The organism is uncultured Roseovarius sp. (assembly GCF_963972555.1).
Lineage (GTDB): Bacteria > Pseudomonadota > Alphaproteobacteria > Rhodobacterales > Rhodobacteraceae > Roseovarius > Roseovarius mucosus.
This window is the reverse complement of the sequence record NZ_CAXAUM010000008.1, coordinates 167,853-181,483: the sequence shown is the minus strand read 5'-3', so window position 1 is coordinate 181,483 and position 13,631 is coordinate 167,853. Positions and strand designations below refer to the sequence as shown.

General features: G+C 62.6%; 1 protein-coding gene. It reads right to left on the bottom strand.

All coding sequences use genetic code 11. The features are described from left to right. Nucleotides 1-12,529, bottom strand: a 12,529-nt coding sequence (locus AACZ65_RS10355; RefSeq protein WP_339670549.1) for a tandem-95 repeat protein, incomplete at its 3' end; no start/stop codon positions are given. Between the last annotated feature and the right edge of the window lie 1,102 nt (nt 12,530-13,631).

Below are 13,631 nucleotides of genomic sequence, written 5' to 3'. Positions count from 1 at the left end.
GATCGACCGTGGCAGTGACGGTGAAACTGTCGCCATCCACCTCGGTGATGAGAGATGCCACGTCGATGATGGTCGCCACATCCTCGTCGGTGGTGGCAGTATCATCCGCCGCCACCGGCGCATCGTCCACCGCGGTTACGGTCACTGCAAGCGCGCCGCTATCCGACAGCGCACCGGTGGTGTCGTCGATCACCGTGTAGGTGATCGCCGCCTCACCGTTGAAATTGGCCTCCGGGGTGAAGGTGATCTCGGTGCCCGAGACGCTTACCGTGCCCTGCGCCGGATCGACCGTGGCAGTGACGGTGAAACTGTCGCCATCCACCTCGGTGATGAGAGAGGCCACGTCGATGGTGGTCGCGGTATCCTCGTCGGTAACAGCGGATCCATCGGCCGCGACAGGCGCGTCGTCGACGGCGTTGACCGTCAGATCGAACGTATCGCTGGCGGTCAGACCCGCCGCATCCGTTGCGATCACCTCGACGCTGACGATACCATTGAAATCAAGCGGCGGCGTGCCACTGATCGTGTTTCCACTGATCGACAGCCACTCCGGCACTTCCGCCCCGAGGCTCAGCGTCAGCGTCGCATCATCGACATCCGTGAAGGTGCCCGAGGGAACCGTGATCGAGACCACATTGTCCTCATCCACCGACTGATCAGCGAGCGCGGCGGCCAGAACCGGCGCGTCGTTCACCGCGTCGACCGTGACGTTCACCGTCACTGTGTCGGTCAATTGGCCGCTGTCTGTGACCACCACGGTGAAGCTGTCGGCGCCGTTGAAATCGGCGTTCGGCGTATACTCGTAGGTGCCATTGGGGTTGACGATGACCGACCCGTTCGTGGGCGCGCCGCCGTCGGCAAGGGCGAAGGTGAGAGTGTCACCCGCATCCACATCCTCCGCCGTGACCGAACCGTTGAGGACCGTGTCCTCGTCGGTGGTCACATTGGCATCTTCCTGTGCGACCGGAGCCTCGTTCACATCCGTCACCGTCAGGGTGAAGGCCTGTGTCGCATTCGGGCCGCTGCCAAATTCGGCGTCGTTCACGTTGACGGTCACGTTATACGTGTTGTCGGCCCCGATATCCGCCGGCATCTCGAAATCGGGCGAGGTGCCGGTGTAGTGCAGTTCAAGCCCCGAGGTGCCATTGACCACAGCGAAGGCGCTTGCATCATCACCGCTCAGCGTCACGTCATTGGTGCCGAGCGCATCGTCGGTGATCGTGATATCCGCGACCTTGATCCCGGTCCCGATGGCGGTGTTCTCGGCCACGGTCGTCTGAGCATTGTCGAGGGCCACAGCCGTGGGCGCCTCGTTCACATCCGTAACCGTGACGGTCAGGGTCTGCGTTGTGGGCGTGGTAGAGCCATCATCGGCCTGAACCTCAACGGTATAGACATTGCTGCCCGCGACACTGCCCGGAGCCTCGAAATCTGGCGCGCTAACGAAGCGAAGCTGATTGCCAACGAGTTCAAACGCCCCGGCATCCGCGCCACCCGTAATCGTGAAGCTGATGTTTTCAGGTGCCGTATCCACATCCGTGGCCGCCAGTGTCACCACATCGGTGCTGTTCTCGGCGACGCTCTGCGATGCATCGATAGTGAAGACCGGCGCGTTGTCATCCGCATCTAGGATATTGATGGTGAAATCTTCCGTCGCGGTCGAACCGTCCTCGCTGGTCGCCTGCACGGTAATGGTGTGGCTGATCGCGGTCTCGAAATCGGGGCGTGCCGCCCCCGGAGCGGTCGAGAGACGCACTTCTCCCGTAGTCGCATTGATTTCAAAGATGCCACCGGCATCATTGGTCAGACTGTAGGTGACACCGTTCGTGGTCGCGTCTGCGTCGCTGGCCAGCGCGGTAATGCCCACCGACGTACCCGGCGCCGCATTTTCGGACACTTCGTTGTCACCGGTATTGGCATCGACCGGAACGGTTACGTCGACCTCGTCCACATCGTTGATCGTGATGGTGAAGGTCGAGGTGGTGCTCGCCGCGCCGTTTGCCGGCGTTGCCTGCACCTCGATGGTCAATGTCTCGTTTTCTTCACGGTCGATCGTGGCCCCCGAGGCGACCGACACGACGCCTGTGTTGGCGTCGATTTCGAAGGCGCTCTCGCCCGTGCCACCGACGATCGCGTAGGTGATCGCACCAGAGGTGACATCCGCATCGGTCGAACTGGCGGTGATGCCCACGGTGCCCGATGTGGCATTTTCATCCACATTGCCGCCTACGTCACCGTCCACATCCACCGGCGCGGTCGTCAGGTTGTCATCCACATCCGTGACGTTGATGGTGATCTCCTGCGTATCGGTGCCGCCATTGCCATCGTCCGCCGTCACGGTGAGGGTATGGGTCAGCGCCGTCTCGGCATCGAGCGACTGGCCCGCCACGAGAGAGATCTCTCCTGTGGAGGCGTTGATCTCGAACAGTCCCGCTTCGTTACCGCCGGTGATGCTGTAGGACAGAACATCGCTCAGGTCCGCATCCGTGGCAGAGGCCGTCGCGATGACGGTCACGTCGTCGAGGTCTTCGGCGACCGTCGCCGATGCCGCCGCCGAGGCCACCGGGCTGTCATTGGTGCCGGTGATCGTGATGGTGACGGTCTGCGTGTCAGTCGCGTTGGCCTCGCCCGACTGATCATCGGCGGTCAGCGTGTATGTGACCTGCAGCGTCTCGCCCACCGCGAGGAAGTCGAAGGACGCATCGCCCGCCGCACCCGAGGTGAAGATCCAGCTGAAATCGCTGCCCACGCCATCCGCGCCGAGCGTAACGCTGGACGAGCCCCCCGTGGTGACCCCGGCCCCTGCGGCCAGCGTCATCATGGATTGCAGATCGACGGTTTCGGGCACCGACACGCCGGGGCTGCCCCCGGTGACCACTGCCGCGGTGACCGAGACGGTCACGTCATCGCTGGTATCCACATCCGCAACCGACAGCGTGCCCGCGGTCGTGATCGTGGCGTCAACGGCCCCGTCGGCCGCTTCGGTTACCGCGCCGCTGTCGGCCAAACCGCCGCCAAGCGCCCCGGAAATCACTGGCGCATCATTGGTGCCAAGGATCGCGATCGAGACCTGCTGCGTCACCGATCCGCCATCGCCATCGCTGATCGAGATGTTGTAGAGCTGCGGGCTGGTCGAGAGCGCCTCGCCCTCAGCGAGGGACTCGAGTTCCGCATCGGGGATGACGAAGCTCCAGGTAAAGGTGCCCGCGTCCACCGTCTCGCCCGAGGGTGAGAAAGAGATGGTGCCGGCAAAGCCGGGCGCTGCCGCCACAAACCCGAAGGAGGGCGTGCCGGTGCTGTCCACATCCGCGAAGGAGATCGTACCGGACACGGTGACGGTGCCACCCTCGTCGGCCTCGGCCTTTTCTTTGGCGGTGACGTTGACCACACCTTCGGTCGCCCCAGGCACAGTGCCGGTGACGGTGGGGTCGTCATTCACCCCGTCGATGTTGATGGTGATATTGGTCTCGTCGAACGCGCCCTGCGGATCGGTCGCCCGAAGGGTGGTGGTGATGATCGGGTCCTCAATCGCCCGCAGGCTGTTGATGCCTGCATCGTCGGGCTCAAAGCTATAGGTGCCATTCGTCTGCACCGTCAGCGTACCAAGCGCGACACCATTGGTGGGAACGGTGGTGACAACGGTGCCGCTGTCACGATCCAGGTAGAAGGTCTGCGACGTTGCGCCTTCGCTCACCGTCTCGCCGGCGATGGTGTATTCCATCCCGTCCTCGTGGCCGGTATCGCGGTCTGCGGCGGACAGAGTCCCCCCTTGGGCGGCAAAATCATCGGCCGCGTCGGTATCGGTGATGCTGATTGCATCCACCGGTGCCAATTCGGGCGTATCGTTTGCCGGATCGATCGTCACGCTGATCGTCGCTGTATCGGTTCCTTCTTCGGAATCCGTCACCTCGACGGTGAAGTCCTCGTCGATGTTTTCGCCTTCCGGCAGGGCGTTGATGGCCTCCGCATCGGGGGTGAAGGTGTAAGAGCCGTCCGAGAGAACGCGCAAGGTGCCGTATGTGCCCGTGATTTCGGTGTAATCGCTCGGTCCGTCATTACCGCTCGTCACCCCGGCGCCGGTCACGACATAGGTGAAGCCAGCATTGTCGGCATCGACATCCGTCGCGGTCAAAGTTCCGTCGAGCGTGGCGGTCAGAGCGTCATCTGCGGCGGTCTCCGCCACCGTGCCGATATTGACATCGGCCAGAACCGGCGCGTCATTGATGCCTTCAACCGTGAGCGTGAGTTGACCGTTCGTATCGGACAGCGGCCCGCTGTCGGTTACGGTAAATGCCACCACAACGGAGACGGTGTCCGCCGCATCGAGCGGTTGGTAGAGCGCCGCATCGGTATCCAGCGTGAAGACGCCGTCCACGTAGCTGATGCCAGCCTCCGCCAGCGTCTGCGACACGCCGTTTACGGTCACGGCGGTAAAGCTCAGCGAGGAGGGGCTGATATCGCCATCCACATCGGTGGCGAAATCCGACAGGGACAGCTCGTCCGTGCCCGGCAGGCCTGACACGATCGTAAAGCTGAGAGGCGTGTTTTCCAGCACGTTCGGCGTGATCGTCGGCGTCTGCGCCACCGGCGCATCATTCACCGGGGTAACGGTGATGGTGACCGTATCGGTATCGTTCTGCGCGCCACCCGCGCCGGTGTTGCCACCGTCATCGGTGGTCATGGTCAGCGTGACATCGCCGTTGAGATCCTGCGCCGGGGTAAAGACCGGTGCAGTCATGCCGGCGAGATAGGCGTTGATATCCGCGAGGGTGCCCGAAAGCTGGACGGACTCCGAGTCCGATCCGGTCACGGTGACACCGCCCGCATCGCTTGCCGCGATGGTCCCGTCACCCTCACCCACCGACAGCGTCACGGTGATCGCGCCCGTGGCCGCATCCACATCCGCGACCGACAGGCCGGTCAGTGTGACCGAAGTATCCTCGTCCGTGGTGTAGCCTGTCGGCACCGAGTTCACCGGCGCGTCGTTGACGGCATCGACGGTGAAGGTCTGCGTTGTAGGAGTCTCATCGGTTCCGTCGCTCACGTGATAGCTGAGCGTCATCGTGCCGTTGAAATTTTCATCGGGCGTGATGGTGAATGTCCCGTCGAGATTGTCGGTCACGCTGCCATTGTCGGCACTGAGATTGGTGACGGAGAGCGCATCCTTCTCGACATCCGTGAACCCAGCCAGCAGGTCCGCCGCAGAGACGATATAGTCGGTGTCCTCAGTCCCGCTTACCAGCGTGGCCTGTGCGTCGGTCAGTTCCGGCGCGTCGTTGACGGCATCGACGGTGAAGGTCTGCGTTGCAGCTATCGCATCGGTACCATCGGTCACTTCATAGCTGAGCGTCATCGTGCCGTTGAAGTTGGCCTCGGGCGCGATGGTAAATGTCCCGTTGCCATTGTCGGTCACGGTGCCATTGTTGGCATTGAGATTGGTGACGGAGATTTCATCATTCTCGACATCCGTGAACCCGGCCAGCAGGTCCGCCGCAGAGACGATATAGTCGGTATCCTCCGTCCCGTTCGCCAGCGCGGCCTGTTCGCCGGTCAGCCTTGGCGCGTCGTTCACCGCTTCCAGCGTAAAGTTGCGCGTCAGCCCGGTCAGTTCTCCGCCGTTGCCGTCAACGACAGTGTAGGTCAGCGTGATCAGCCCGTTGAAGTCAGCCGCCGGCGTGACGGTGAAACCGCCCGCGCCATCGGCCGTGACCGTGGCGCCGTTGTCTGCCGTGATCGTGCCGACCGACAGGCTGTCGCCTTCCGCGTCGGAAATGCCGGACAGAAGGTCTGCCTCCGACACGGTGTAGAGCACATCCTCGGTGCCGTCGGCCAGAGCCGCATTGGGCGTGCCGCGCGGTGCGTCATTCACCCCGGTGAAGTTGATCGTGAAAGTGCCGCTGTCGGTCCCGCCGTTGCCGTCGGCCACCGTCACCGCGAAATCGAGCGATGTGTCAGCCGGCAGCGCCTCGATCGCCGCATCGTTTGCGACGAACCGATAAGCGCCGGTGGTCTCGTTCAGGAACAGGGTGCCGAGCGGGTCGGACACGCTGTGGGTGAAGCCGACTTCCATTGTCGCCACCTGCCCGGTGACCGAATAGGTCGCCGTTGCCCCGGTATCGGCGTCGGTCGAGGTGAAGCTGCCGGTCACGTCGGGGAAGATGTCGTCGCCCGCCGTATCCGTCACGCTGCCCGCGGTGATAGCTCCCAGAACAGGATCGTCATTCGCGCCCGCCAGCGTGATCGTCAGCGTCTTGGTGTCGGTGGCGGCGCTGCCATCCGTCACGGTCAGGTCGAAGGTGATGTCCTGCGAGGCGGTCAAGGCGTTGATCGCCGCCGCATCGGCCACGAAACGGTAGGCGCCGGTGGTCTCGTTCAGGAACAGCGTGCCGAACGAACCCGTCAGCTCGTGGGTAAAGCCGTCTTCCGTCGTCGCTGTCTGGCCGGCCACCGAATAGGTGGGCGCATCGCCGGTGTCCGCATCGTCGGAAACCAGAGTACCGGTGACGTCGGCGAAGGTATCATCCGCCGCCGTGTCGGTCAGCGTTGTCGCGTCGGGCTGGGTCAGGACCGGCGCATCATTCGTGCCGGTGATCGTAAAGGTGATATCCTGCGTTGCGGTGCCGCCTGTGTTCCCGTCATCCACCGTCACCGTGTAGGTGATGTCAAGCCTCTCGCCTGCGGCCAGGAAATCGAAATCGCCATCGGTGATCTGGTAGGTCCAGTTTGCGGTGTTGCCAACGGTGGAGGTGTCATTGGCGAGCCCAGCGGAGGCCACGTCAAAACTCAGCGTGCCGGTCGGGCCAGCATATTCGGCAACGGCTTCGCCGCCGCGGACCACGCCCGTCACTTCCGCCGTCACCGTATGGGTATCCGCCGTGCCGCTGCCATTGAGCGCAGCCATATCGGAGATGTCGACATCGTTAAACGTGATCGTCCCGGTCAGGGATTGGCTGTCGACCGAGCCGGTCTCGACCGTGCCCGCATCCTCGGTCAGCGTGGTGGCACCCGTGGTGCCGGTGATCACCGGCGCATCATTGGTGCCGGTGAAGGTCAGCACGATGTTGCGGCTTGTGGTCGCCGTGCCGTCCGAGATCGAGACCTGATATTCCTGGGTGAACGTCTCGCCCGCGGCCAGATTGTCGAGCACGGTGTCGTTGAGGTTGAAGTTGTAGAAAACCGACCCGGCATTGGCGGCATCGGTGCCTGTGGGCGCAAGGAAGCCCGCCGAGAAGGTGCCGACATAGGCCGAGAGCGGTGCTGCCCCCGCGCCCTCGCCCTGCACCGCCTGCGTGATGACCTGCAAGTTGGCGATATCGCCCGGATCGACGTCATTGAAGGTGATCGAGCCTGTGACGGTGTCGCGCGGGGCGTTATGGCCTGCGTCGGCCGCTGTCAGTTCGGTCACGTCCGCCACGAAATCCGCACCCTCGATGATATAGGGCGCGTCATTCGCGCCATTCACGCGGAAAGTGGTGGTCACCGTGTCAGTGGTCGTGGTGATCCCGTCCGGCGAGGTGGTGGTGACGGTATAAGTCAGTGCCACGTCAATGAATTGGCCATCGTCCAGCGCGTCGAATACGGCTGCGTTGCGGTCGAAGGTGACGGATTCCGCCCCGGGCGCGCCCAGAGTAAAGGCTGCCTCGGCATCCGCTGCGGTGAAGCCGGCGGGAATGTTGCCCGAGGCCAACACGCTCGTGGTGCCGGTGATCGTGCGGACATCGTTGGTGTCGAGTTCGGTGACGTTGGTCACCCAGATTTCAGCGGCGCTATCGGTGCCCTCGCCAAGCAGGTTGATGGTGACATTTGCCGTCGGCGTGGTCGCCTCTTGATCGAGAACGCGGGTCACCGGGTCGATCACAAGTGAGTCGCCTTCGACAAAGGCGTTCACTTCGTCCGCCACAACCGTCGGCGCATCATTGGTGCCGGTGATCGTGATCGTCACCTGCTGAACGGTGGAGACAGAGTTCTCGTCCGCGCCGGTGCCGTCAGACCCTTCGCCATCATTCACCGTCACGTCGTAGACAACGGTCAGCGTCTCGCCCGCGCCGAGGAAATCGGCAAGGGTGTCGGCGAGGGTGAACGTCCAGTCGACCTGGCGCGCGTCGGTGCCGTTGATCGTTGCCGAGAAGGCCTCGTCGAGCGCCGCCTCGAGCCCGGCGGGCAGCGGCGTGACGGAAGACGGAGTCCCCCCGTTGTCGGCCCCGTTCTCGTCGGTCCAGGTGATCGAGGCGCGGGTGGCGGAAACGGTATGCACATCCGAGGCGTCGGCATCGGCGATGCTGAGCGTACCGGAGGTTTCAAGATTGCCGCCCATAAGATCGGTTGACTCGGTCAGGCTTCCGGTGGCGCTGTCGGTGCCTTCCACAACGATTTCCGGCCGGTCATTGGTACCATTGACCGTGACGGTCACGGTTTCGGTGGCGGTCGCGTCGTCATCATCAGCGGTGACCGTGTAGGCGAGCACGATGCTCTCGCCCGCGCCGAGATAGTCGAAGGTCTCTGTGCCGCTGTCGAACGTCCACGTCGCCTGACCCGAGGCATTGCCCGTGCCAGTGGTCAGTGGGCTGCCGGCGGTGATGCTCAGCATGGTCTGCAACGCAAGGTCATTCGCATCGAAGTCGCCCAGCGTGCCGGTCGCCGCCACGCCCGTCACTGTCAGGCTCACCGAGTCATCCGCATCCACATCGGACAGAGTCAGCGTGCCGGTCGTGGTGAGGTTCGCCACGTCGGATTCCTGAACGGACTCCGCCTGGGAATCGCCGGTCTCGACCGTGATCACGGGCGCGTCGTTGGTGCCAGCGACATTGACGGTGACGTCGAGTTCCGAGTAGCCGCCCAACCCGTCGGCCACGCGTACGGTGAAGAAGTCGGTGACGCCTGCCCCTGCGGCGAGCGCCTGCGTGTCCGGGTCGGCGTCATTGAGAAGGTAGGACCAAGTGCCGTCATTGTTGAGTGTCAGGCTGCCATAGGTGCCCTCTGCCTCGGCGGCCGCGCCATTGGCGACGGAATGGGTGATGCCAGAGCCGTTTACCCCAGTGATCGACCAGATGACCGCGTCCGTACCGCCGGTATCGACGTCCGACGAGGTGAACGCGCCCGAGGCCGCGTTGTCGCCCACAACGCCCTCACCTGCTTCTTCCACGGCATTGTCTGGGATCACGTTTTCATCCACCGCGATCACCGGCGCGTCATTGGTACCGTTGATGGTGATCGTGACATCCTGTGTCGTGACAGCGTTTCGGCTGTCGGTCACCGTCACGGTGAAGGTTTCCTGAACGGATTCCGAGTCGTGTAGCGCCTGCACGTCCGGATCGGTGTTATCCAGCGTGAAGGTCCAGTTGCCGGAGGCATCGACGGCAAAGGTGCCGTAGGTACCCTCGATCGTCAGGGCATCGGTCTGCGACTGGCCGGCAGCGGTGTCGGCACCGGCACCCCATGTCAGGGCCGTGCCGCTGATGCCATCCTCGGCATCCACATCGTCGGCGCTGAGCGTGCCGGTGGCGGTGGTCGGCGGGGTGTTGATCGCGGCATTGCTGCCATCGACGCCCTCTTCCTCGACGCTGCCCGCATCCTGACCTTCGCCAACGGTGATCACGGGCGTATCATTGGCCCCGGTGATGTTGACGGTGAGGGTGGAGGTGGCGGTGTCGTCCGCATCCGCACCATTCGAGATCGTATAGTTGAAGGTTTCGGAGGCGGCCTCGCCCGCATTCAGCGCCTGCGTTGCCGCGCGTGTGTCATCGAGGACGTAGCGGTAGCTGCCATCGGCGCTGACAAAGAGCGTGCCATAGGTGCCGTCGATCTCGGCTTCGCTGCCGGTGCCACCATCGAATGTCAGTTCCGCCTGCGCATCTTCCCCGTGCGATCCGGCGACGACCGCCAGATTGGCCGCCTCGCCATCATCGGCATCGGTCCAGTTGCTGTCAGCGGAAAGATTGCCGGTCACCTCACCGGTGCCAGCCGTGCCGTTGTCCACGCCACCCGACTCGGCCACGCCGTTTGCCGTGCTGCTGGCCACAATCTCTGGCACGTCATTGCTGCCGGTGATGGTGATGGTCACGACCTGCGTGTCGGTGTTGTCCACCGTGGCGCTGGAGCTGTCCGTCGCCGTCAGCGTGTATTCCAGCACGAGGGTTTGCCCCTCGGGCAGGAAGTCGAAAGGCGAGCTTTCCGTGCTGCCCGCGCTGAACTGCCAGGTGAAATCCGAACCCGCAGTCGCATTCGCCGCCAGCGCTTCGCCAGCCACGACCTGCATCATCGCCAGAAGAGTGGCGTTGTCCGGGGGAGTACCGGTAAATGTGCTGGCACCCGCAACAGCCACCGACGTCACATCCACCGTCACCGTGTCGTTGGTGTCGGTATCCACCACGTTCAGCGTGCCCGAGGCGCTCAGGGATTGGTCGCTGGTGCCGTCGTCGACAACCTCGGTCAGCTCCGCCGCGACCGCCGCGCCGGAAATCACCGGGGCGTCGTTCGTGCCCTCGATGGTGACCGTGACCCTCTGGGTAAAGCTCAGGCCGCCGCCGGTTTCGGTAACCGTGACGTCATATTCCTGCACGATGCTTTCGCCAGCGGCCAACGCATCGACGATCGCCATCTGGGTCGTCTGCGTGCCTGCAGGCAACGGCGCGCCGATGGTGAAGCTCCAGCCCACCGTGCCATCGCCATCGCCTTGAATCGGATCGGAAAAACCGGCCTGGAAGAAGCCGAGGAAACTGCCATTGGTGCTGGAGATGTTATTGACGGTGACGGAATGGCTGTTGGCCACGTCGTCGTCATGCACGGTAAAGCTGCCGCTGGTCCCGAGGGGTGGGGTGTTTTCACCGACGACATTGTCGTCGCGCTCCATCACCTTGCCCGTGACCTCGTTGAGGCCACCGCCCAGTTCCGGCGCGTCGTTGAGATCGCTCAGATTGACGGTGATGGTCGACGGGGTGGTGTTGCCCGCATTGTCAGTGCCGATCACGTCGATGGTGATGGTGGGGTTTTCCTCGAAGTCGAAAAAGCCGCGCGCGGCCTCGGTGTCGATGATCCGGAGGGTGACACCGTCGCTTGCGATCTCGACCGCGTCATAGACTCCGCCGGTGCCGTTCAGCGCATAGGTGGTGCCATCCGCGCCCGACAGGCTGGCGAGCGTGATCAACGTGCCGGTGGTGGCCGCGTCCTGATCGGGGATCTCGGCAAGGGGCACGGACTGCGTCTGCGCGGCCGGTGCCTCGGTGTCGATGGTCACCAAAAGACCCGCCGAAAGCGGGCCGGGATTGCCCGCTACATCGATCGCGCGCGCGCCGATGGAGTGCACGCCGTCGCCAAGGGCGCTTGTCGTGATCTCGGCGATCCCGTCCGTTTCGGTGCCCGTCACGGTGTAGGTCGCAACCACGTTCTGGGGGCTTTCTGTCTCCATCAGCTCGACCGTATCGCCAACCGCTAAACCGGACACATTCACGGCGAAAGTCGGCGTTGTATCATTGGTCAGGTTGTCGGTATCGCTGGTTCCGCTGTCGGACGCGGCCAGAAGATCGGGGGTGCCGAGGCCGCTCGGGGGCATTGTGTCGATGGTCACTTCGAGAGCCGTTGAGAGCGCGCTGATATTGCCCGCCACGTCGACGCTGCGCGCGGCGATGGTGTGGGTGCCGGCACTCAGCCCGGCGGCTTCGATCAGGACGGTGCTGCCCACACCGAGTTCAAGTACGACACTGCCGACCACGGCATTTTCATTGCTTGTGTCGATCAACTGGACCGTATCGGTCAGGTTCATATTTGCAATAGACACCTCGAATGTCGGCGTCGCGTCATTGGTCACGTCGTCGGTCTGGCTGCTGCCGCTGTCGGAGGCCAAGACCAGATCTGGCGTACCGGGGGTGGTCGGGTTGGTCGTGTCCACGACGATGAGCAGGGTATCAGAGAGGGCACTGACATTGCCCGCAACATCCGTCGCCCGCGCCGCGATGGTATGCGCGCCCGGGATCAACGCGCTTGTCGTGATCTCGGCAATGCCGTCCGTCTCGGCGCCTGTCACGGTGTAGGTGGCAACCACGGTCACCGCACCGAATGTATCGACCAGTTCCACCGTATCGCCTGCGGCGAGGCCTGAAACATCCACGTTAAAGCTGGGCGTCGTGTCGTTGGTCTCGTTGTCGGTATCGCTGCTGCCGGTGTCGGAGACAGCCAAAAGATCCGGCGTGCCAAGCGTGTCCGGCGCGGTGGTGTCGAGGGTGATGTCGAGTGTGGTGGTGGCGAATTGAGAAACCAAAACGAATTCGACAGAATCTTCGATGAGACCCGTGAACCCCGTGATCTCGAGGTCGGCAACATTGTCCCCCGGCTGCACCGTGTAGGTGAACTCCAGTGTGTTGGTGAGAATTACTCCGGTGACGGAACTGGTTGTCCGTGCGGGATCCCCGGTTAATGTCAATGCGGCACCCGTTGCGTTCACCAGCTCGTCAAAGGTCACCGTGAAGGTGATGATATCCCCGGCTTTGAAAGGCGAGGCGGGCGAGAAGGTGGCGGATTGGAAGGTTGCGGGCATGGTGGTCTCCTGTGACGGGGCGGTCCGGGCTGGCGGACACTTTCAAGGGGATTAAAACGGGGAGGGTTCAAGGAATTAAAACGGGGAGGGCGCAAGCGGGACCGGGTCGCGCTTGCGCCGTGTGATCAGAATTTCATGAGAGCGCCACAGCGCGGAATGACCGGCCTCGCCGGTCGGGCGACCCTGACGGGCAAGCCAGGGTGAAACGGTTGAGTAATGGTCATGCTGTGGATCCTCGACTGATCAATCGTCATTCTTTGCCATCTGAGGCAGTGAAGTCTTGCTGGCTGTATGGGAAATCAGGCCTGATGCGCCCGAGGGCTGAATACGGTCTGACCATCGGAGCCTTTCGAATATATTGAGCGAAATTTTGTAAACTTAATTGGACACTCGATGCTTTTGAATAACTTTTGCAGCATTGCTTAGGGCCCTTCCTAAAGAGTAACGGTTCTAAAGATAGAAGGAACGATCGTTTTAAAACAAGACATTATCTTTCGATTTTCCCATCATTATCAACGAAATATTGCTTGCATTCTGAAATTGACTGAGGATTCTGCAACCCTGAGTTTTGTTAAAAATTAGTGCGCATCCTTAGGTGTAAATAGTTTACAACCATAGGTATAAGTTTCTGTAAATCAAAGTTGTCAGGCTTGTATCTGAGAGAGAAAGTCGGTGGATCTCCCCTGACTCGCTTGGTGCCGTGGCGCGTTTCTGAGGCTGGGGATATACCGTCAGCGCAGCATTCGCCCCATGGCAATGGCGTGACACCAAGAGCCGACCTGGCCTGCGGCCAACCCCTGGATTGCCAGAGGCTTTGCCAGATAATTCTGGAACCCCGGGTCGACGATATCTCCGCAGGCAATTTCACGGACGAGGCCATGCGCGACCCGGTCGCTCAGGCGGTTGATACGGTAGACCCGAGGCCATGGTCGCGGTGGGATGGTCTCGCTGTGGGCGGAATGAGATTCTGCCGCTTTCCCCTACTCAAGGCTGCTGGCGTTGGACCATGGTCTTTGACGCGATCACCGTCCTGCGGGAACGCATTGATGAAGACGGGCAGTTGTGCGTGCGTCACGGGGTTCAAACAGGAAACGCCGCCCTG